At 71.7% G+C, this 21758-nt stretch carries 15 protein-coding genes; 7 read left to right on the top strand and 8 right to left on the bottom strand.

The window, feature by feature from the left end; translation table 11 throughout:
* Positions 1 to 84 precede the first annotated feature (84 nt).
* Positions 85 to 2664 carry an aminopeptidase N gene (gene pepN, locus ACWDGI_RS05755; protein WP_450755701.1) on the top strand — a complete coding sequence of 860 codons (2580 nt, stop codon included), beginning with the start codon at positions 85 to 87 and terminating at the stop codon, positions 2662 to 2664.
* A 207-nt stretch (positions 2665 to 2871) separates the two neighbouring features.
* Complete coding sequence (locus tag ACWDGI_RS05760; protein ID WP_450755703.1) at positions 2872 to 3921, top strand: hypothetical protein; 1050 nt, start codon at positions 2872 to 2874, stop codon at positions 3919 to 3921.
* Between the two features lie 101 nt (positions 3922 to 4022).
* Here ACWDGI_RS05760 and ACWDGI_RS05765 read toward each other — a convergent pair whose 3' ends face one another.
* The 6 genes from ACWDGI_RS05765 to ACWDGI_RS05790 all read right to left on the bottom strand — a co-directional run bounded on the left by ACWDGI_RS05765 (position 4023) and on the right by ACWDGI_RS05790 (position 10975).
* Complete coding sequence (locus tag ACWDGI_RS05765; protein WP_450756489.1) at positions 4023 to 5225, bottom strand: glycosyltransferase; 1203 nt, start codon at positions 5223 to 5225, stop codon at positions 4023 to 4025.
* A gap of 311 nt (positions 5226 to 5536) precedes the next feature.
* On the bottom strand, positions 5537 to 6685 hold the full coding sequence (locus ACWDGI_RS05770) for an RNA polymerase sigma factor (protein WP_450756491.1): 1149 nt from the start codon (positions 6683 to 6685) through the stop codon (positions 5537 to 5539).
* An 8-nt stretch (positions 6686 to 6693) separates the two neighbouring features.
* A complete protein-coding gene (locus tag ACWDGI_RS05775; protein ID WP_450755705.1) occupies positions 6694 to 7101 on the bottom strand; it encodes a YciI family protein in 408 nt (135 codons plus the stop codon).
* 119 nt (positions 7102 to 7220) lie between these two features.
* The gene (locus tag ACWDGI_RS05780; protein ID WP_450755707.1) at positions 7221 to 8351 is read right to left on the bottom strand and encodes a serine hydrolase domain-containing protein; all 1131 of its coding nucleotides are present in this window, start codon (positions 8349 to 8351) and stop codon (positions 7221 to 7223) included.
* Positions 8352 to 8466: 115 nt separating this feature from the next.
* Positions 8467 to 10245 carry a TIGR03767 family metallophosphoesterase gene (locus ACWDGI_RS05785; protein WP_450755709.1) on the bottom strand — a complete coding sequence of 593 codons (1779 nt, stop codon included), beginning with the start codon at positions 10243 to 10245 and terminating at the stop codon, positions 8467 to 8469.
* Between the two features lie 265 nt (positions 10246 to 10510).
* Positions 10511 to 10975, bottom strand: a complete 465-nt coding sequence (locus tag ACWDGI_RS05790; protein WP_450755711.1) for an NUDIX hydrolase — start codon at positions 10973 to 10975, stop codon at positions 10511 to 10513.
* Between the two features lie 211 nt (positions 10976 to 11186).
* Here ACWDGI_RS05790 and ACWDGI_RS05795 point away from each other — a divergent pair, with 211 nt between their 5' ends.
* Positions 11187 to 14486, top strand: a complete 3300-nt coding sequence (locus tag ACWDGI_RS05795; RefSeq protein WP_450755713.1) for a S8 family serine peptidase — start codon at positions 11187 to 11189, stop codon at positions 14484 to 14486.
* Between the two features lie 65 nt (positions 14487 to 14551).
* Here the strand turns inward: ACWDGI_RS05795 and ACWDGI_RS05800 are convergent, their stop codons facing one another.
* Together ACWDGI_RS05800 and ACWDGI_RS05805 are read right to left on the bottom strand one after the other, a co-directional pair.
* On the bottom strand, positions 14552 to 15415 hold the full coding sequence (locus tag ACWDGI_RS05800; protein WP_450755715.1) for a hypothetical protein: 864 nt from the start codon (positions 15413 to 15415) through the stop codon (positions 14552 to 14554).
* Positions 15416 to 15417: 2 nt separating this feature from the next.
* Positions 15418 to 15945: an RNA polymerase sigma factor gene (locus tag ACWDGI_RS05805; protein WP_450755717.1), complete on the bottom strand. Its 528-nt coding sequence runs from the start codon at positions 15943 to 15945 to the stop codon at positions 15418 to 15420.
* Between the two features lie 298 nt (positions 15946 to 16243).
* Here ACWDGI_RS05805 and ACWDGI_RS05810 point away from each other — a divergent pair, with 298 nt between their 5' ends.
* From ACWDGI_RS05810 to ACWDGI_RS05825, 4 genes are all read left to right on the top strand, one after another.
* Positions 16244 to 17263: an aspartate-semialdehyde dehydrogenase gene (locus ACWDGI_RS05810; protein WP_450755719.1), complete on the top strand. Its 1020-nt coding sequence runs from the start codon at positions 16244 to 16246 to the stop codon at positions 17261 to 17263.
* Between the two features lie 161 nt (positions 17264 to 17424).
* The gene (locus tag ACWDGI_RS05815; RefSeq protein WP_450755721.1) at positions 17425 to 18210 is read left to right on the top strand and encodes an SDR family NAD(P)-dependent oxidoreductase; all 786 of its coding nucleotides are present in this window, start codon (positions 17425 to 17427) and stop codon (positions 18208 to 18210) included.
* Positions 18211 to 18310: 100 nt separating this feature from the next.
* Positions 18311 to 20884 carry an aminopeptidase N gene (gene pepN / locus ACWDGI_RS05820; protein WP_450755723.1) on the top strand — a complete coding sequence of 858 codons (2574 nt, stop codon included), beginning with the start codon at positions 18311 to 18313 and terminating at the stop codon, positions 20882 to 20884.
* A 418-nt stretch (positions 20885 to 21302) separates the two neighbouring features.
* On the top strand, positions 21303 to 21755 hold the full coding sequence (locus tag ACWDGI_RS05825; RefSeq protein ID WP_450755725.1) for a DUF5707 domain-containing protein: 453 nt from the start codon (positions 21303 to 21305) through the stop codon (positions 21753 to 21755).
* The last annotated feature ends 3 nt before the right edge of the window (positions 21756 to 21758 follow it).

Consider the following 21758-nt stretch of genomic DNA (forward strand, 5'->3'; position numbering starts at 1 on the left):
CCATTCCCGGGTACCCGCGGTCAGGTGCGCATGGGAGGATCGGTGCTGTTCCGGCGTACCGACAACCATGAGGGAGTGCCGCCCGTGCCCGGTGAGAATCTGTCCCGCGACGAGGCCCGGGAGCGGGCCGCCCTGCTGTCGGCGGACGGCTACGACGTGTCGCTGGACGTGCGGTCGGCCGTCGGCGAGGGCCAGGGCGAACCGCGCACCTTCCGCTCGGTGACCACGATCCGCTTCCGCTGCAACGAACCGGGCGCGGCGAGCTTCGCCGACCTGATCGCACCGGGCGTGACCGCGGTGACACTGAACGGCAAGGACCTGGACCCGGGCGAGGTCTTCGACGGCACCCGGATCCTCCTGGAGGACCTGGCCGCGGAGAACGAGCTGGTGGTGGACGCCCGGTGCGCCTACTCCCGCACCGGCGAGGGCCTGCACCGCTTCGTCGACCCCGAGGACGGCGAGGTCTACCTCTACACGCAGTACGAGCCGGCCGACTCCCGCCGGGTCTTCGCCAACTTCGAGCAGCCGGACCTCAAGGCGCCGTTCCGCTTCGAGGTGCGGGCGCCCGAGGAGTGGACGGTGTGGAGCAACGGGGCCGGTGAACTCGCCGACGGGGTGTGGCGGTTCGCGGAGACGAAGCCGATCTCGACGTACATCACGTGCGTGGTGGCGGGCCCGTACCACTACGTGACGGACGCGTACGCGCGCACGCTCCCCGACGGGACGACGCTGGAGATCCCGCTCGGCGCGATGTGCCGCAAGGGTCTGGCCCCCTACTTCGACGCGGACGACGTCTTCCTCGTCACCAAGCAGGGCCTGGACTTCTTCCACGACCACTTCGACTACCCGTACCCGTTCGGGAAGTACGACCAGGCGTTCGTGCCCGAGTACAACCTCGGCGCGATGGAGAACCCGGGTCTGGTGACGTTCCGGGAGGAGTACATCTTCCGGGGAAAGGTGACCCAGGCGTCCTACGAGGCGCGGGCCAACGTCATCCTGCACGAGATGGCGCACATGTGGTTCGGCGACCTGGTCACCATGGTGTGGTGGGACGACCTGTGGCTGAAGGAGTCCTTCGCGGACTTCATGGGCACCTTCGCGAACGTCAACGCGACCCGTTTCACCAACGCCTGGACCACCTTCGCCAACCGCCGCAAGGCCTGGGCCTACCGCGCCGACCAGCTGCCGTCCACGCACCCGATCACCGCCGACATCCGCGACCTGCAGGACGCCAAGCTCAACTTCGACGGCATCACCTACGCCAAGGGCGCCTCCGTCCTCAAGCAGCTGGTGGCCTACGTCGGTCAGGACGCCTTCCTGGAGGGCGCCCGCCGCTACTTCAAGCGCAACGCGTACGGCAACACCCGCCTCGGTGACCTGCTGTCGGTCCTCGAGGAGACCAGCGGCCGGGACATGAGCGCCTGGGCCGGGAAGTGGCTGCAGACGGCGGGGGTGAACTCGCTGACCCCGCAGGTGCTCCTTGACGGGGACGGCAGGGTGGCCGAGCTGGCGGTGGTGCAGGAGGCCGCCGAGTCCCATCCCGACCTGCGCCCGCACCGGGTCGCGATCGGCCTCTACCGCCGCACGGCCGAGGGCACGCTGGAGCGGTACGCGCGCGCGGAGACCGACGTCGACGGCCCGCGCACGGTGATCGCCGACCTGGCCGGCGCCGAGGCCCCGGAGCTGGTCCTGGTCAACGACGACGACCTCACCTACTGCAAGATCCGCTTCGACGACACCTCGCTGGCGACGCTCCGGGACCACCTGGGCGCCCTGACCGACCCGCTCGCCCGTGCCCTGTGCTGGTCGGCGCTGTGGAACCTGACCCGGGACGCGCTGCTGCCGGCCCGGGACTTCGTCGACCTGGTGCTGCGGTTCGCGAGCCGCGAGTCGGACATCGGGGTGCTGCAGATGCTGCACGCGTGGGCGAACTCGGCGCTGGTGAACTACGTGGCGCCCGAGTGGCGGGAGACCGCCGGGCGGCGGCTCGCGGAGGGTGCCCTGCGGGAGCTGCGGCAGGCCGAGCCGGGCAGCGAGCACCAGCTGGCCTGGGCACGGTTCTTCGCGTCGACGGCTGCGGACGGGGCCGACTTCCAGCTGCTCCAGGAGCTGCTGTCGGGCACGGCCACGATCGACGGCCTGGACGTCGACCAGGAGCTGCGCTGGGCGTTCCTCGAACCCCTCGCCGCGCACGGCGTGGCCGACGACTCCGCGCTGGCGGCCGAACTGACCCGCGACGACACCGCGTCCGGCAAGCGCCACCAGGTGCGCTGCCTGGCCGCCCGGCCCTCGGCTGCCGTGAAGGCGCAGGCCTGGGCGCAGGTCGTGGAGTCGGACGCGCTGTCCAACGCGCTGGTGGAGGCGACGATCGCGGGCTTCGCCCAGTCGTCGCAGCGGGACCTGCTGGCGCCCTACGCGGAGAAGTACTTCGAGGTCATCGCGCGGATCTGGGAGGACCGTTCGATCCAGATCGGCATGGACGTGGTCCGGGGCCTTTACCCCTCGCTCCAGGACCGCCCGGAGACGCTGGAGGCGACGGACGCCTGGCTGACGGCGCACGCCGACGCGCCGCCCGCGCTGCGCCGGCTGGTCCTGGAGGCCCGCGACGACCTGGCCCGGACGCTGCACGGACAGGAGTGCGACGCGCGAGCCGTGACCGGCTGACCTTTGGCCTTGGGTTTCCCGCCGGGTGACCGTTACGGAATTCAGTCAATCATGACCGTAACCCCTGGTCCGCACCCGATCGGACCAGGGGTTTTCGCCTCCTACTCGGCACTCGAACACCTGACCTTTAGCACCGTCCTGTCCGCATTCTTCAACAGGAACGTAACAGCGGTTAAGGGGCAGACCGGACAAGGGAATCTCCGGTCCATGACCCACAACACCCCGCTCTCCCCCCGCCCCCTCCGTCACCTCTCCGACGTCCACCGCCGGGTGCTGACGACGGCTCAGCTCCGTTCCCACGGCGTCCCGGCCACCGAGATCGCCGAGCAGTGCCGGGCGGACGGCCCCTGGCAGCAGCTGCTCCCCGGGGTGATCCTGCTCCACCCCGGGCCGCCGACCAGCGAGGAACGGCTGCACGGAGCGCTGCTGTTCGCCGCCCGTGAGCCGGCCCCCGGCGTCCCGGTCCAGCCGGGTGCCGACTCCCCGCACCGCACGGTCTACCCGGAGGCGATGATCACGGGTCTGGCGGCGCTGACCCTCCACGGCTTCTCCGCCACCCCGCCGCTCCTCTCCCTGGACCACGTGGACGTGCTGGTCCCGCGCCTGCGCCGGATCCGCTCCACCTCCTACGTCCGGGTGCTCCGCACCTCGGCCCTGCCGACCCCCGAGCCGGTGACCGGCCTGCCCGTCGCCCCGGTCCCCCGCGCCCTCGCGGACGCGGTCGCGGACCTGACCGACGGGGAGGCGGTACGACGGCTGCTGACGGAGGCGGTCCGCGGCCACCACTGCGAACCGGCCGCGGTGGTACGGGCGTTGAACGAGGCGAAGCTGCTGTCCCGCCCGCATGTGGTGGACGCCGTCGACTCGCTGGTCGCCGAGGGCCGGGCCATCGCCGAGGACCGCCTCTACCGGATGGTCCACGAGTACGGCCTGCCCGACCCGGTGTGGAACGTGGACCTGCGCCTGCCCGGCGGCCCGCACCTGGGCGGCCTGGACGCCTACTGGCCCGAGCAGGCGGTGGCGCTCGAACTGGACACCCGCGCCCCGCGCCAGGGCGATCGGCAGGAGGACGACGCCCTGTGGTCCGAATACGCCTGCAAGCGCGAGCACCTGGAGCGGCTGGGCATCACCGTCGTCCACCTCACCCCGAAGAAGCTCCGCGACGCCATGGAGCAGCAGGCGGCGGTGGTCCGTACGGCACTGATGGCGGCCGACGACCGGGACCCGGCCGCGTATGTCGTGGTGCTGCCCCGGTAACGAGGGGGGTCGCCGCCAGGAGGGGAGAGGAGGGGCCGCCGGTCGGAGGGGGACCGGCGGCCCCTCCTCACGTCGCGGCGGCCCCTCACCGGCCCGCTCCCCTACTGCCCGCTGACGCCTGGGCGCAGTTCGTCGCGCACGTCGCCGGCGACGCGGTCGAGCAGGTCGGCGTACGCGGCGATCATCCGGGTACGGCTGAACCGCTCGCGGCTCGCCAGCAGCGCCGGCGCGAACGCGTCCCGCTCGGCCACCGCCGCCGACCACGCGAAGGCGATGGCGTCGGGGTCGAAGGGCGTCACGAGACCGTGCCCCGCCACGATCGACGCGCTGTCGCCGACGTCGGTCGTCACCGGTACGGCGCCGCTCATCATGCCCTCGATCAGGCAGAGCGGTGCCGCCTCGCCGGAGACGGAGGTGAGGGCGACGACGTCGGAGCCGGCGTAGACGGCCTCCATGTCGTGCCGCACGCCCAACAGGTGCACGCGGTCGCCGAGGGCGGCCCGGTCGGCACCGAAGGCGATCTCCATGTCGGCCCAGAGGGCGGGGTTGTCCTCGGTCATCCCGGCGCCGCACATGACCACGTGACCGCCGCCCTCACGGGCCAGCCACGCCCGGGCCGCCCGCAGGAAGAGCGGCACGTTCTTCATGCCCGCGTACCGGGCGGCGAAGACGACGACGGGAGCGGTGGCCGGGATCCCGGCGGACTCGCGGAACGCGAGGCGCACCGCCGCGTCCGGGCGGAAGCGGAGCAGGTCGACGCCGTTCGGGATGACGTGCAGCAGCTCACCGGGGATGCCGGCGGCCTGGTAGGCGTCCCGCGTCGACTCGGCGCAGCACACGCAGGCGACCACCGTGCCGTCCGCGATGGCGGCCTTCAGCTCGTCCAGCGCCGGGCCCTGGTTCTCCGGGTCGGACCGGTGCAGGCAGACGACGACGGGGCGACGGGGCAGCCCGGCCTGGTTGAGGAGCGCCAGCGGCTGCTCCTTCAGGGAGAGGATGACGTCCGCGCCGGCCATCGCCCGCGCGGTATCGGCCAGCTCGGGCCCGCTGAAAACCGACGCCGCGACGGTGCCGTCGACGAGGCCCGCGGTACGGCCGAGGGAGGTGACGTCGATGCCGCCGGCGGTGAGCGCGCGGTAGCAGGCGTCGTCCTCCATCCGTTGCGTGGTGGCTTCCCGGTGGACCTCACCGTGCAGACTCAACACGCGATGCCACTGCTGACCGCCCTCGACGAGGCCCAGCAGCACATCACTGTGCACGATCCGGGCTCCCCCGGAGAAAAAACCCTCGTAGACCGAGAGCACACGAAGTCCGAGCCGAGCGCCCACACGATCACCAACCTTGCACCATATCGAGCCATCCCCGGGAACCGCGGGTTAGCCGATATGAGGCGGTACGGACGTTTCATTCGGATGAACGGTATGTCTCGTATCGGAGTCCGATTCATTTACACGGCGGGTGCCGGGACCGTCACTCCCGGCATCGCCCGACGGCCCTCGCCGTCACCCCTCTGACCTGCGGTTTTACGGGACCTTGCCGGGGCGGTGGGAGGCACGGTACCGACCCGGGCGACGGCAAAAAATCGGCAAGCGCGCCACCCGAACGTACGACGGTGTCAGTGACGGCCGCGGCGGGCGTTGAGCCGGGCGGCCTGACGGGTCAGGTGGTCGCGTTCGGCGAGGTGGGTCGCCTTCCGGGCCGCCTCGGCGTACAGCCGGGCCGCGGTCGGCAGGTCGCCGTCGCGCTCGTGGAGGTAGGCGGCGACCGCGGTGTGCCGGGGCAGGGCGGCGTCGAGCGCCGCGAGCGCGGCCAGGCCGGCGCGGGGTCCGTCGGCCTCGCCCACGGCGACCGCGCGGTTGAGCCGGACCACCGGGCTGTCGGTCAGGCGCGCGAGTTCGTCGTACCACTCGACGATCTGCACCCAGTCGGTCTCCCCGGCGGCGGGCGCGTCCGCGTGCAGGGCGGCGATCGCGGCCTGGGCCTGGAACTCGCCGAGGCGGTCGCGGGCGAGGGCCGCCTGGAGGATCACGACGCCCTCGGCGATCAGACGGGTGTCCCAGCGGCTGCGGTCCTGCTCGGCGAGCGGCACCAGACCGCCGTCGGGCGCGGTGCGGGCGGCACGGCGGGCGTGGTGGAGCAGCATGAGGGCGAGCAGGCCGGCCACCTCGGGGTGGTCGACCGAGGCGGCGAGTTGCCGGGTGAGCCGGATGGCCTCGGCGGCGAGGTCGACGTCGCCCGAGTAGCCCTCGTTGAAGACGAGGTAGAGGACGCGCAGCACGGTGGCGACATCGCCGGGCTGGTCGAAGCGCACGCCGGAGACGGTGCGCTTGGCCCGGCTGATGCGCTGGGCCATCGTCGCCTCCGGCACCAGGTAGGCCTGGGCGATCTGCCGGGTGGTGAGCCCGCCGACGGCGCGCAGTGTGAGCGCGACCGCCGACGACGGGGTCAGGGACGGGTGGGCGCACAGGAAGTACAGCTGGAGTGTGTCGTCCACCGCGGGCGCCGGCCCGGGGGCCGGTTCCTCGTCGACGAGGTCCTCGCGCCGGCGGCGGGCGCTGTCCGCCCGGGTGGCGTCGAGGAACCTGCGCCAGGCCACGGCGACCAGCCAGCCCTTCGCGTCCCGCGGCGGGTCGGCGGGCCAGACCCGGACCGCCTCGACGAGCGCGTCCTGCACGGCGTCCTCGGCCGCCGCGAAGTCGGCTCCGCGGCGGACGAGGATCCCGAGCACGCTCGGTGTGAGGCTCCGGAGCAGAGCCTCGGTCACCTCCGAGGTCATTCCGTGATCGTGGGCTGCACGCCGTAGAACGGGCGCAGCTCCAGCCACTCGTGGATCGGCCGGCCCCCGGCCCCGGGGGCGGCCGACAGCTCCCCCGCCAGCTCGACGGCACGCTCGTAGCTGTCGACGTCGATGATCATCCAGCCGGCGATGAGGTCCTTGGTCTCCGCGAACGGTCCGTCGGTGACCGGCGGCCGCCCCTCACCGCCGTACTGGACGAACGTCCCCTCCGGAGCCAGCGCCTGGCTGTCGACGAACTCGCCGCTCTTCTCCAGCCGGGCCGCGAAGTCGTTCATGTACCCCAGGTGGGCCGAGATCTCCTCGGGCGTCCACTGGTCCATGGGCACGTCGTTGACCGATGCGGGGGCGCCTCGGTAGTGCTTCAGCAGCAGGTACTTGGCCATGGTGGTTCTCCTTGGTGTTCGTGCGACCCATTGTGGCCGCGCTCACCCCTGGGACGGAGCCGGCCGCGCGTTCTCGACATCGCCGGCGGATTTTTTTTCCGGGCGCCCGCGGAAGGCGCTCAGTCCCCGCAGAACTCCGCGTCCAGGACGTTGCCCGGGTCGCCCTTCCAGTCGCCGTTGAAGTTCGCGGCCAGGGCGTGGCGGCCGTCGGCGGTGGCGGCCGCCGTGGAGGTGGAGCCGTGGATGCCGCCGTCGTGGCCCCAGACGTGGACGCCGCAGGAGAGGGTGTGGTCGATCAGGCCGAGGCCGTAGGCGCTGTTGGGGTCGCCGGGGACGGGGACCGTGGTCTTCATCTCCTCCAGCTGGTGCGCGGGGAGGAGGCGGCCGCGCAGCAGGGCCTCGTAGAAGCGGGTCAGGTCGGCGGAGGTGGAGATCATCTCGCCGGCCGAGGAGGCCATCGAGGGGTTGAGCGTGGTGACGTCGTAGGTGGGGCCGGTGGCGTCCGCCAGTTTCGAGTAGGCGCGGCTGCTGGGGCGCGGGAGGGTGGTGCGGGTGCCGGGGAGGGACGTGCCGGTCAGGTGGAGCGGCTCGATCACCCGGTCCGTGATCTCCCGGGCGTACGAGTGCCCGGTCACCGCCTTGACCACCAGGCCGGCCAGGATGTAGTTCGTGTTGGAGTAGGCCCAGCTGGTGCCCGGTGCGAAGGCCGGCTCGTGCTTCATCGCGATGCCCACCAGTCCGGCGGCCGTCAGGGTGTCGTAGCGGTGCCGGAAGAAGCCGTCCTTCAGGAAGTACGTGCGGCCGAAGTCCTCGTCCGCCGTGTAGTTGAAGATCCCGCTGGTGTGGTTGAGGAGCTGGCGGACGGTGACGCGGCGGCCGTCGTTGCCGTGGCCGCGGACCACTCCGGGCAGCCACTTGTCCACCGTGTCGTCCAGGGACAGGCGGCCCTCCGCCTCCAGCTGGAGCAGGACCGTGGAGACGAAGGTCTTCGTGATGCTGCCGACCCGGTAGCGGTCGGAGGCGGAACGCGGGGCGCCGGTCCGGGTGTCGCCCACCCCGGCCGTCGTCGACCAGGTGCCGTGCGGGTCACGGGCCGTGGCCGTCACCCCGGGCACGCCGGCCGCGACCGCGGCCCGCACCGCCTTGCGGGTGGCCTGGTGGCCGGCGGCGGGTGCCGCCACCGCCGGTGCCACCAGTGCCGCCGACAGGGCCAGTGCCGTGGCCGCCACCAGTGTCGTACGTACGTGCATGTCTCTCCCCCAGTTGGGTCACCGGTCGAGTCGACGCGGTCGTCGCACTCGGTCGGGGGAAGGGACACCGCCGTGATCGGCGAGGTTGCCCGGCTGTGGGCCGGTTGGGTGAGTTTCAGCCCTTCTTGAGGACCAGCTCCGTGTTCCGGTCCGCCGGGTTGCCGCCCAGGACCTTGCTGGAACCGGGGGCGTTGAAGGCCAGTTCCCGGTAGAGGGCCGCGAGGCCGGTCTGGGAGAGGTCGGAGAAGTCCGTGCGGTGGGGTGCGGCGGACTCGATCAGGGTGGTGAAGAGGGAGACCGTGCCGTCCTTGTTGTCCGCCAGCTCCACGACCCGCGCCAGCTGCGGGTGGTCCACGTGCGAGGCGGTGGTGATCTCCCAGAAGGAGTTGCCGTTCGAGGCCTTGTGCGGGGTGATGAGGTTGCGGTGGATGTGGCCGTTCACCCAGGCGAGCACATGGGCGTGCCGGTTGAGGAGGGTGACCAGCTCGGCGCCCGAGTGGCGGCGGTCGCCCGGGTGGGCCGGGTCGGGGCGGGTGTTGGTCATCGTCTGGCTGGTGTGGTGGCTGAAGACGACGGCGTAGGAGTCCTTGTTCTCCTTCAGCGTCTTCTCCAGCCAGGCCAGCTGGGCCGTTCCGATCGATCCGTCGTAGTGGCCGCCGGCGTCCGTCGTGTCGAGGCTGATGCCGATGACGTCGTCGGAGATACGGAAGGCGTAGTACTGGGTGCCCGCGGCCACGTTCGCGCTCGAGTAGCCGTGGCCGACCGGACCGAGGCCCTGGTAGGCCGGGTCCAGGTGGGCCTTGAGGTAGTCCGACGCCGTGTAGGGGGCGCGCTTCTCGTCCGCCGTGACCGAGCGCGCCGACCGGGCGTGGGCCTTCAGGAAGTCGCGGTAGCCGCTGCCCTTGGGGTCCCGGGCGTTGCGGATGGAGTCCTGGAGCTTCCTGGCCTCGGCGTCGGTCACCGTCATCAGCTTCTTGCCGGCGATGGCGGCCGCCGCCAGGTACGGGTCGGCGTGGGAGCCGAAGCAGCCGAGCGGCAGCGCGTCGTGGTTGCCGACGGTGGAGTACCAGGGGAGGTTGAGACCGGGGCTGTTCACCTCGCGGATCGCGGCGGCGAGGAAGCCCGCCAGGTGCGGGAAGCCGAGCGCCTTGTCGCCGTCGCGGACGGTGGAGCTCGCCTGCCAGTACAGCTTCAGGCCGCTGTTCTGGACACCTTCGTAGTGCTTGGGGTCACCACTGTTGGGGGTGATCCGGCCGCCGCTCATCACCTTCATGAACCACTCCAGCTCGGAGTGGGCGTTGTTGTCGGTGTTGTCGCCGGTCGTCATCACGAAGTGCAGCGCGGAGCCGGTGACGGGGGCGCCGCGCAGCGCGTTCACGCGCTCGACGAGGGAGATGGCGCCGGGCACGGTGAGCGCCTCGTGGGGGCGCCAGGCGTGCGGGTCGTGGGCGCGCAGGTACTCCAGGCGCAGCGGGTGCTGGACGTCCATCAGATGCAGGTCGGTGAACTGCACGAACGCGGCCAGGGCGGTGCGGCGGCCCGCCCGGCCGGACTTGGCGGCGGCCAGGTCGGAGCGGAGCACCCGCGACCAGCCGGCGCCGTCGCCGAGCCGCCGGTAGCCGGAGCCGGTGCGGGGCGCGGCGACGGAGGCGAGGGTGGTGCCCTTGGTGTACGGCGCGAGGGGCGCCGCGGCGGCCCTTCGGCCCTCGGCGACCGGCTGCGGCTCGTCGGCCGCGGCGGGCGCGGCCTGGCTGTCGGTGGGGCGCAGGGCGTAGCCGACGCCGGCGGAGAGCGAGACGGCTCCGGCGGTGGCGAGCACGGTACGACGGTTGATCTCCAGTGCCTCGCGGCCCTTCTGGGCCGCGGAGGTGGCGACTGAGCGTATGCGCGGCATGGCGCGGTCTCCCCGAGTGCGAACGCGTCCGACAGTGGTCGCGGGCGATCGCTTCCGCGAACTTCCCGCTCACTCTGGATCGTTGGCACCGGGGATGGCCTGTGCGTGAACGCGGCGGCAACGTGCAACGCCGATCACCGTACGTGGATCAGGTGAGGTGGGGACCGGTCATGGAGCGGATTGCGGGCGGCCGGGGGCCGGTTACTCCGCGTTCATCTGCCAGGGAAGGGGAAGGTCTCCGGCGCTCACGACCGGCCTTCGGCGCTCACGACTGCTCCTGTGCAAACCGTCCCGCCGCCGGCCGCTCCGACCACAGCCGCAGCGCGACGTCGACCAGCCGGACGCGCCGCAGGTCCCGCACGGCCATCAGGTCCTGCCAGGCGGCCATGTCGGTGGAGCCGCCGATCTCGTTGCGCAGTTCGCCGCCGACGATCTCACCGGTGTAGATGATCCGCACGCTGTGGTGGTCGGTGGGCAGACGCAGCGGGCCCTCCGCGGCGAAGTGGTGCCGGTAGGAGTCGATACCCAGCAGTCCGGTCACCTCGATGCGGTAGCCGGTCTCCTCCATGAGCTCGCGGCGGACCGTGTCGTACGGGTCCTCGCCGTGCTCCATGCCGCCGCCGGGCAGCACCCACTCGGGGGTGCCGTCGTCGTCGGGTGACCGGGCGAGCAGGATCTGTCCGTCGCGGACGCACACGGCGTAGGCCGCCACCCTCAGCTTCTCGCGCACATCCGCACGTTAGAGGCGCCGGGCGGCGACGGCCAACAGGATTTCCGCGCACAGCAAGGACACAGATAGGGGGTTTTCCCCATACGTTCATATCGATTCGGTCAACGTTCCCAAAAGGCGGTTCCCTTGGGGAAAGCTGTGCGCCTACGTGCCGGTTCTTGACCAGGTTCCGGCCGCTCCATGCTCGTTCCTTTACCTACAAGGGATGCAGATGACCCTCAGCCCCCAGCACGACCCGATACCGGGCCACAGACGCATGGGCCGCATGGCCCTGGCCGTCGGTGTCGTGGCCGCGCTCTCCGCAGCCGGGCCGATACCCCTGGCCGCCGCCGCGACGCAGGCCCCGGCCGCCACCGCCACCGCGGACGCCAAGTCGGCCCACGACAAGCTCGGTTCGGACGACGCCGAACTGCTCGCCGAGGCCAAGGCCGACGGCACCAAGAACGTCACGATGATGATCGCGACCGCACCGGGGCAGACCGCGCAGGTCGCCCGGGAGCTGGACGGCGTCAAGGGCGGCTCGGTGGGCCGTACGTACGACAAGCTCGGCTATGTCCGCGCCACCGTCCCCACCGGCCGGGCGGACTCGGCGATCGCCGCCGCCGCGAAGCTGTCCTCGGTGCACGCGATCGACCTGCGCCAGGAGATCCAGCTCGACGACCCGGCGGTGTCGGACACCGCCAAGTCGGCCAAGGCCGCGAAGACCTACCCGGCGCCGGGGAAGAACACCCCCGCCGAGAACCCCTACAACCCCTCCTTCGAGACGGGCGCCGTCGACTTCGTCAAGGACCACCCGAAGGCGGACGGCCGGGGCATCACGATCGGCATCCTGGACTCCGGCGTCGACCTCGGCCACCCGGCGCTGCAGAAGACCACCACGGGCGAGCGGAAGATCGTCGACTGGGTGACCTCGACCGACCCGATCGTCGACAGCGACCAGACCTGGCGGCCCATGGTCACGGCCGTGTCCGGGCCGAGCTTCGGCTACGCGGGCAAGACCTGGACGGCGCCCGCCGGGTCGTACCAGGTCAGCACCTTCAAGGAGTCGTACACCACGGGTGGCGACGCGGCCGGTGACGCCAACCGGGACGGGGACACCACCGACAGCTGGGGCGTGCTCTACGACCCGGCGGCCGGCACGGTCACCGTCGACCTGAACAACAACAACGACTTCTCCGACGACACGCCGATGAAGCCGTACAAGGACGGCTACCAGGTCGGCTACTTCGGCACCGACAACCCGGCGACCGACGTCGTCGAGCGGCAGCCGTTCGTCGTGCAGATCCGCAAGGACGTCCCCATGGACCCGTTCGGCGGGGACTGGGTCGGCAAGACGGCCGACTTCGTCAACATCGGGGTCATCGAGTCCGAGCACGGCACCCACGTCGCCGGCATCACCGCCGCCAACGGCCTGTTCGGCGGCAAGATGAACGGCGCGGCTCCCGGCGCGAAGATCGTCTCCTCCCGGGCCTGCACCTGGACCGGCGGCTGCACCAACGTCGCGCTCACCGAGGGCATGATCGACCTGGTCGCCAACCGGGGCGTCGACATCGTCAACATGTCGATCGGCGGCCTCCCGGCCCTGAACGACGGCAACAACGCGCGCGCCGAGCTGTACACCCGGCTCATCGACACCTACGGCGTGCAGCTGGTGATCTCCGCGGGCAACTCCGGCCCGGGCGCGAACACCATCGGTGACCCGGGACTCGCCGACAAGGTCATCTCGGTCGGCGCGGGCATCTCCAGGGACACCTGGGCCTCCAACTACGGCTCCCAGGTGACCACGAAGTACCAGCTGCTGCCGTTCTCCTCGCGCGGTCCGCGTGAGGACGGCGGCTTCACGCCGACGCTGGTCGCCCCCGGCGCCGCGATCAACACCACCCAGACCTGGCTGCCGGGCTCCCCGGTCGCCGAGTCGGGCTACTCGCTGCCGGCCGGCTACTCCATGCTCCAGGGCACCTCGATGGCCTCCCCGCAGGCCGCGGGAGCCTCCGCCCTGCTGCTGTCGGCGGCGAAGGAGAAGGGGATCAGCCTCTCCCCCGCCGACCTGCGCACGGCCCTGACCTCGACCGCCCACCACATCAAGGACGTGCAGGCGTACGAGGAGGGCGCGGGCCGCATCGACATCGTCGACGCGTGGGACGCCATCCGTGACCACGCCACCGCGCACGGATACACCGTCAAGGCGCCGGTCGACACCGCGATCGACTACGCGCTGAAGACCCCGGGCTACGGCACCGGCCTGTACGACCGTGAGGGCGGCCTGAAGGCCGGGCAGAAGAAGACGTACGACGTCACCATCACCCGGACCTCCGGCGCGGACAAGGCGGTCCGGCACGAGCTGCACTTCGAGAACAACGCCGGGCACACCTTCAAGATCCTCGGCTCGGACGAGGTGAAACTGCCGCTGAACCAGCCGGTGACGGTCAAGGTGCAGGCGCGGGCGAAGAGTTCGGGCATCAAGTCGGCGATCCTGGAGGTCGACGACCCGAAGACCGAGGGCGTGGACAAGCAGATCCTGACGACCGTCGTGGTGTCGGCGCCCGTCGACTACACCTGGGCCACGTCCGGTTCGGTGCAGCGCAACAGCTCCACCTCGTACTTCGTGACCGTGCCCGAGGGCGCCAAGTCGCTGGAGGTCGCGATCAGCGGGCTGGCCGCCAAGAGCCAGACGCGGTTCATCTCCATCCACCCGTACGGCGTCCCGGTCGAGGACACCGGCACCCCGTACTGCTACAACAACTACCTCGACGGCAACGGCTGCAAGCCGGACGTCCGCTCCTACGCCGACCCGCAGGCCGGGGTCTGGGAGATCGAGGTCGAGGCGCGCCGCACCTCGCCGCTGCTCGACAACCCCTACCGCCTGGACGCCACCGTGCTCGGCGCGGCCTTCGACCCGGAGACCGTGACCCTGCCCGAGGCCAAGGCCGGCGTCCCGGCCGACGCCTCCTGGAAGGTGACCAACAAGTTCGCCGCGCTCGACGGCAAGCTGGTCGGCGGCCCGCTCGGCTCCTCGAAGACGACCCGCCCCTCGATCAAGGAGGGTGAGGTCCAGAGCACCACGGTGACCGTGCCGGCGGGTGCGCAGTCGCTGGACGTGGCCATCGGCGGCGTCTCCGACACGGCCGCCGACCTCGACCTGGCGGTGTTCGACGCGTCCGGCAAGCAGGTCGCGCAGTCCGCCGACGGCGACTCGGAGGAGGCGGTGTCCATCGCCTCGCCGGCCGCCGGCACGTACACCGTCAAGGTCACCGGTTACTCGGTCCCGTCGGGCACCACCGACTACGACTACCGGGACGTGTTCTTCTCCGCCGCGCTCGGCACGGTCTCGGTCGACGGGTCGACGCCGGTCAAGCTCGGCACGGGCGCCTCGGCCACGGTGACCGGCCGGGTCACGGCGGCCACCGCGGCCCCCGAGGGACGTGAGTTCTTCGGCCGGGTCCAGCTGGTCGACGCGCGCGGCACGGTCGCGGGCATCGGCAGCGTGAAGATCGAGAAGGTCACGCAGTAGCGGCAACGGCCGCGGTGCCGGGGCGGGCGTCCTTCGGGGCGCCCGCCCCTTCCCCGTTCCGGTTCTCACTTCCGGCAGCTCAGGGTGCGCGACTCGGGCAGGTCGTGGACGATCCAGGACCGCTCCGGGGCGATCTCCGCTTCGCCGACCGCGTACCGGTCGGGCTCCTGCTGTCCGGCCGTGACGCCGACGAGGAGGCGGACGCCGGTACGGATCCGGGGGTCGGCGCCGGCCGCGAAGAGGACGTCGACCTCCTCACCGGTCTTCGCCGGTTTGTAGGCGTGGGTCACCTTGAGCGTGACGCGTTCGCCGCCGCCCTGCGGGAGCCGGCGCACACCGGTCACCGTGCCCTCGACGACCAGCCGGGCGCAGGCCAGGTAGCGGGCGCCGCCCAGGACCTCCTTGCCCGGTACGCCCACCGCCGCGCTGCCGGCCGCGCTGTCGGCGCTGCTGCCGGACGCCTTGTCGTCGACGCCGTTCGCCGAGAGCCAGCCGATACCGAACACGGCCGAGACGAACGCGGCGGCGAGCGCACCGACCAGGCCGAGCGAGCGGACCTGGGGGTGCTGCCAGAGGCGGGGGCGCGGCCGGGGCTTCGGCCGGGGCCGGGGTTCCGGGCGCGGCGACTCGGCCAGGGCGTCCCCGATGCTCCCGAGCTGCGCGCGCAACAGCGCCACGTCGGCGGCGGCGGCCCGGTGCTCGGCCATGAAGCCGGGGTCGGCACGCTGCCCGTCGGAGAGCGGCTCGTCCAGGAGAACGGCGAGCAGGGCGTCGGCGTCGCCGGCGGCACCACCGCAGAACCCGTCCCGCGTCTCGCCCCGGCCGTACCCGTCGCGGCGGCCGTGGCCGTCGTCCCGGATCTCGCCGTCGCGGCGGCCGTGGCCGTCGTCCCGGATCTCGCCGTCGTGGCCGTCGTGTTCGGCGGGCATGGTCACACCACCTCGTCCTCGTGCAGGCGGGCGCGCAGGGCGCGTACCGCCGTGTGCAGCCGGCTCTTGACCGTGCCCTCGGGGATGCCGAGTTCCTCGGCTATGCCGCGCACCGGCAGGTCGGCGTAGAAGCGCAGGACGAGGACCTGGCGCTGGGCGTCCGGCAGTTCGTCCAGGCCGCGGGCGACGGCGACGGAGAGCACGCTGCTGTCCTCGCCGGAGGTGTGGTCGGGGATGCGGAGAGCGGCCAGGCGTTCGCCGAGGCGTTCCTGGCGGCGCTTGGCGCGGTGCCAGTCCATGGCGAGGTTGGAGGCGACCACCGCCGCCCACGCCGAGACGTCCCGCGGTGCCTCCCGGCCGCTCGCGGCCCGCTCCAGCAGCCGCAGGCGGACCTGCTGTACCCCGTCCAGCAGGTCCGCCTGCGGTACGCCGCCCAGCGCGAGCACCGCCCGTACCCGGCGCTCCTGGTCCGCGTCCAGAGGATCACCGTGCTGGTCCCCCTGGGCCCGGCGGGCCTTTCTGCGCAGCACAACCCACCCCCCTCACCGCGTTTCCCCTACGACGCCGCGGCCCCCGGAAACGTTCGGACGGCTCCCGGAAATCTTTTCCGAGGCGTACGTCACACCGGCGCGCCACGCGGCACAGCTTGCGGCACGAAGCCCACGGAGAGGTAATTTCTGCAGCTCAGCGTGGGTTCCGGCGGGAGTTCCGCAGGCCGTGAGGTCCGCTCGGCGGGCATGGCGGGCAAAGAATTGGACAGGCTGACCCGGGTCGGCCGCATGATGGAAAGGCCGAAGGCACACGTCAACGTCTGCAGAGGGAGTCACCGTGAGGGTCGGAATCGTCGGAGCCACCGGTCAGGTCGGCACGGTCATGCGCAGGATCCTCACGGAGCGCGACTTCCCCGTCACCGAGCTGCGGCTGTTCGCCTCGGCCCGCTCCGCCGGGACCGTGCTGGACGGCGTGACCGTGGAGGACGCGGCGACCGCCGACTACACCGGCCTGGACATCGTGCTGTTCTCGGCGGGCGGGGCCACCTCCAGGGCGCTCGCGGAACAGGTCGCCGCCCAGGGTGCCGTCGTCATCGACAACTCCTCCGCCTGGCGCAAGGACCCCGCGGTCCCGCTGGTCGTCTCCGAGGTCAACCCGCACGCGATCGCCGACCGCCCCAAGGGCATCATCGCCAACCCGAACTGCACCACGATGGCCGCGATGCCGGTCCTGAAGGCGCTGGACGCGGAGGCGGGCCTGCAGGCGCTGGTCGCCACCACCTACCAGGCGGTGTCCGGCTCCGGTCTGGCGGGCGTCGCGGAGCTGCACGGGCAGGTGCAGAAGGTCGCCGCCGACGCGGACAAGCTCACCCACGACGGCGCGGCGGTCGACTTCCCCGAGCCGCAGGTCTACAAGCGGCCCATCGCCTTCAACGTCCTCCCCTTCGCCGGCAACCTCGTCGACGACGGTCTGAACGAGACCGACGAGGAGCAGAAGCTGCGCCACGAGTCCCGCAAGATCCTGGAACTTCCCGAGCTGAAGGTCTCCGGCACCTGCGTCCGCGTGCCGGTGTTCTCCGGCCACTCCCTCCAGGTCAACGCCCGCTTCGCCCGCCCGATCAGCCCCGAGCGCGCCACCGAGCTGCTCGCGGAAGCCCCGGGCGTCGAGCTCTCCGACATCCCGACCCCGCTGCAGGCGGCCGGCCAGGACCCGTCGTACGTCGGCCGGATCCGCCGCGACGAGACGGTGGACAACGGGCTCGCGCTGTTCATCTCCAACGACAACCTCCGCAAGGGCGCCGCGCTGAACGCCGTGCAGATCGCCGAGCTGGTGGCGGCGGAGCTGTCCGCGAAGTAGGGGGGCCGGGCGCCTCAGGGGGTGCCGCGTACCGCCGTCGGGCGAGTGCGGCACCCGTTCTGGCTGGTCGCGCCCACGCGGCGGAGCCGCACATCGGCACAGCCCCGCGCCCCTTGCGGGGCGCGGTTCCTCACGTCCTTCGTCAAGGGGAGCCACCACACATGAGCAACACCCAGCCGTCCTGTGCCGCGTCACGCGTCCTCGACGGCAAGGTCGCCATGATCACCGGTGCGTCCAGCGGGATCGGGGCGGCCGCCGCGCGGCTGTTCGCGCGGGAGGGTGCGGCCGTCGTGCTGACGGCCCGGCGCGCGGACCGGCTGCGGGCGCTGGCCGAGGAGATCGACGCCGGCGGCGGCCGGGCCCTGGCCGTACCGGCGGACGTGGCGTCCGCCGAGGACGTCGAGCGGGTCGTCCGTACGGCCGTGGCCGCCTTCGGCCGCCTGGACTGCGCCTTCAACAACGCCGGGTTCGGCACCGCCGGCACCGAGCTGCACGAGACCGGCCAGGACGTCTACGAGCAGACCATGGACGTCAACGTGCGCGGGGTCTGGAACTGCCTGCGCTTCCAGATCCCCGAGATGCTCGGGTCCGGCGGCACGATCGTCAACACGTCGAGTGTCGCGGGGCAGCGGGCGACCGGGGCGTCGGCGGCGTACGTGGCCGCCAAGCACGCCGTCCTCGGGCTCACCCGGGCGGCCGCGGCCGAGTACGCGCAGCGCGGTATCCGCGTCAACGCGCTGGTGGTGGGCAGCACCCGCACCGAGATGATGGACCGGGCCGTGCGGACGCTGCCGGAGCTGCGGGAGCGGTTCGAGGGCGAGACCCTGCAGAAGCGGATGGCCGGCCCGGCCGAGGTCGCCGAGGCCGCGCTGTGGCTGTGCAGCGACCGTTCCTCCTTCGTCACCGGCGCGGCGATGCCGGTCGACGGCGGCACGACCGCCGCCTGACGCCTCCGGTCCGGGCGATCTCTGGGGTTTTCCCTCGTCGCCCGGGGCCGGGCCGCCGTGGAAGGATGGCGCAACCCACACATAACGAGGAGATGACCGCGTGCCTGGCACAAACCTGACTCGCGAAGAGGCACAGCAGCGGGCGAAGCTGCTCACCGTTGACTCGTACGAGATCGATCTCGACCTCTCCGGCGCGCAGGAGGGCGGTACCTACCGGTCCGTGACCACGGTGCGCTTCGACGTCGCCGAAGCAGGCGCCGCTTCCTTCATCGACCTGGTGGCCCCGGCCGTCCACGAGGTCACCCTGAACGGCGACCCGCTCGAGGCCGCCGAGGTCTTCGAGGACTCCCGGATCGCGCTGCCGGGCCTGCTGGCGGGCCGTAACGTCCTGCGGGTCGTCGCCGACTGCGCGTACACCAACACGGGCGAGGGCCTGCACCGGTTCGTCGACCCGGTCGACGAGCAGGCCTACCTCTACACCCAGTTCGAGGTGCCGGACGCGCGCCGCGTGTTCGCCAGCTTCGAGCAGCCGGACCTCAAGGCGACCTTCCAGTTCACGGTGAAGGCGCCGAGCGGCTGGACCGTCATCTCCAACTCGCCGACGCCCGAGCCCAAGGACGACGTCTGGGTCTTCGAGCCGACGCCGCGCATCTCGTCGTACATCACCGCGCTGATCGTCGGCCCGTACCACTCCGTGCACAGCGTGTACGAGAAGGACGGGCAGAGCGTGCCGCTCGGCATCTACTGCCGGCCCTCGCTCGCCGAGTTCCTGGACTCGGACGCGATCTTCGAGGTGACCCGGCAGGGCTTCGACTGGTTCCAGGAGAAGTTCGACTACGCGTACCCGTTCAAGAAGTACGACCAGCTGTTCGTGCCGGAGTTCAACGCGGGCGCGATGGAGAACGCGGGCGCGGTGACCATCCGCGACCAGTACGTCTTCCGGTCCAAGGTGACCGACGCGGCGTACGAGACGCGGGCCGAGACCATCCTGCACGAGCTGGCCCACATGTGGTTCGGCGACCTGGTCACCATGGAGTGGTGGAACGACCTGTGGCTGAACGAGTCGTTCGCCACCTACACCTCCATCGCCTGCCAGGCGTACGCGCCCGGCTCGCGCTGGCCGCACTCGTGGACGACGTTCGCCAACTCCATGAAGACCTGGGCGTACCGGCAGGACCAGCTGCCCTCCACGCACCCGATCATGGCCGAGATCCGCGACCTGGACGACGTCCTCGTCAACTTCGACGGCATCACCTACGCCAAGGGCGCGTCCGTCCTGAAGCAGCTCGTCGCCTACGTCGGCATGGACGAGTTCTTCACGGGCGTGCAGGCGTACTTCAAGCGGCACGCGTTCGGCAACACGCGCCTGTCCGACCTGCTGGGCGCCCTGGAGGAGACCTCCGGCCGTGACCTGAGCACCTGGTCGCAGAAGTGGCTGCAGACCGCCGGGATCAACATCCTGCGCCCCGAGGTCGAGACGGACGCCGACGGTGTGGTCACCTCCTTCGCGATCCGCCAGGAGGCCCCGGCGCTGCCCGCCGGTGCCAAGGGCGAGCCGGTCCTGCGCCCGCACCGGATCGCGGTCGGCCTGTACGACCTGGACGAGACGAGCGGCAAGCTGGTCCGCACCGACCGGATCGAGCTGGACGTGGACGGCGAGCTGACCGCCGTACCGCAGCTGACCGGCCGCCGCCGGCCGGCGGTGTTCCTGCTCAACGACGACGACCTGTCGTACGCGAAGGTCCGTCTGGACGAGCGGTCGCTGCACTTCGTGACGGAGCACCTGGGCGACTTCGAGTCCTCCCTGCCCCGGGCGCTGTGCTGGGCGTCGGCCTGGGACATGACCCGCGACGCCGAACTGCCCGCCCGGGAGTACCTGTCCCTGGTGCTGGCCGGTATCGGCAAGGAGTCCGACATCGGTGTCGTGCAGTCGCTGCACCGCCAGGTGAAGCTGGCCGTCGAGCTGTACGCCGACCCGACCGCCCGTGAGGCCCTGCTCACCCGCTGGACCGACGCCACCCTCGCCCATCTGCGGTCCGCCGCCCCGGCGAGCGACCACCAGCTGGCCTGGGCCCGCGCGTTCGCGACGACCGCCCGCACCCCGGAGCAGCTGGACCTCCTGGACAGCCTGCTGGAGGGCACCCACACCATCGAGGGCCTGGCGGTCGACACCGACCTGCGCTGGGCGTTCGTGGAGCGGCTGGCCGCGGTCGGCCGGTTCGACGAGGCGGAGATCGCGGGCGAGTACGAGCGGGACAAGACGGCCGCCGGCGAGCGCCACGCGGCCACCGCCAGGGCCGCCCGTCCGACCGAGGAGGCGAAGGCCGAGGCGTGGGCGTCGGTCATCGACTCCGACAAGCTGCCGAACGCCGTGCAGGAGGCGGTGATCGGCGGCTTCGTCCAGACCGACCAGCGTGAGCTGCTGGCGCCGTACACGGACCGGTACTTCGAGGTCCTGAAGTCGGTGTGGGACACCCGCTCCCACGAGATCGCCCAGCAGATCGCGATCGGCCTCTACCCGGCCCTCCAGGTCTCCGAGGAGACCGTCACCAAGACGGACACCTGGCTGAACGCGGCCCAGCCGAACGCGGCCCTGGCCCGGCTCGTCTCCGAGTCCCGTGCGGGCGTCGAGCGCGCCCTGCGGGCCCAGGCGGCGGACGCGGCGGCCGAGTAGCCGACGGTACGACGAAGGGGGCGCCCGGGGCCGAGGCTTCGGGCGCCCCCTTCGTCATGCCCCCGGTCGGCCCGGGGTGGCAGGGCCGCCGGGAGGACGGTGCCGCACACCACTCTTCGGTCAGGTCCCGTTGGCGTTGCTGTCCCCGGTGGTTTCCTTCTTGTCCAGCGGGCGGATCTCGATCTTGGCCGGCATTTCAACTCCCTTTTCGGCAAGGACGTTGAGCGTCCCCATGGGAACTCCCGGCGCAACGACTGTCAAGGGTGCCCCCGGGTCACCTACTCCCCATCACCTAGCCGGAGTTGAGTACCCGTGCTCACGCCCGGGGTGGCCGCGGATTGCGAGCATCGGTGCAACGGCGCGGCACAGAGCGCCGGTTCGGCCAGTCGAGGCACTTCTCAGTTACGGAGAAACCATCATGTCCCGTCGTATCGCTCTGTCCGTCGCCGCCGGTGTCGTCGTCCTCGGAGGCGCCGGCGCCTACGCCCTCGCCTACGCGGGGGACCAGCCGCCCGCCTTCGCGCACAGCACCGCCCGCTACACCGCGCCCGACGGCGGCCGGGACGGTTCGGTCACCTTCTCCACCGAGGTCACCGCGTCCTCCGGGGTGAAGAGCCTCAAGGTGCTGGCCTGGCCGGAGAAGTCCCCGTTCGCGAAGAAGCCGCTGACCGCCAAGGACATGGCCGGGGTGGAGTCGGCGACCTGCGCGGCGGCCGAGAAGGACACCACGCGGTGCGTGTACAAGGCCGTGGTGGCCGCCGCCGACGCCGCGTCGGCCCCGCACGGCACCTGGCACGTCGCCGCACTCGCCACCGCCAAGGACGGCCGCACCACCCTGGACACCAAGGTCACCGACTTCACCGTCGGCTGAGCC

This window comes from Streptomyces sp. NPDC001220 (genome assembly GCF_053597895.1).

Excerpts from the sequence above, each read along its gene's own strand:
- ACWDGI_RS05760 (WP_450755703.1), top strand. The coding sequence starts at position 2,872 with ATGACCCACAACACCCCGCTCTCCCCCCGCCCCCTCCGTCACCTCTCC.
- ACWDGI_RS05775 (WP_450755705.1), bottom strand. The coding sequence starts at position 7,101 with ATGGCCAAGTACCTGCTGCTGAAGCACTACCGAGGCGCCCCCGCATCG.
- ACWDGI_RS05780 (WP_450755707.1), bottom strand. The coding sequence starts at position 8,351 with ATGCACGTACGTACGACACTGGTGGCGGCCACGGCACTGGCCCTGTCG.
- ACWDGI_RS05785 (WP_450755709.1), bottom strand. The coding sequence starts at position 10,245 with ATGCCGCGCATACGCTCAGTCGCCACCTCCGCGGCCCAGAAGGGCCGC.
- ACWDGI_RS05795 (WP_450755713.1), top strand. The coding sequence starts at position 11,187 with ATGACCCTCAGCCCCCAGCACGACCCGATACCGGGCCACAGACGCATG.
- ACWDGI_RS05800 (WP_450755715.1), bottom strand. The coding sequence starts at position 15,415 with ATGCCCGCCGAACACGACGGCCACGACGGCGAGATCCGGGACGACGGC.
- ACWDGI_RS05815 (WP_450755721.1), top strand. The coding sequence starts at position 17,425 with ATGAGCAACACCCAGCCGTCCTGTGCCGCGTCACGCGTCCTCGACGGC.
- ACWDGI_RS05825 (WP_450755725.1), top strand. The coding sequence starts at position 21,303 with ATGTCCCGTCGTATCGCTCTGTCCGTCGCCGCCGGTGTCGTCGTCCTC.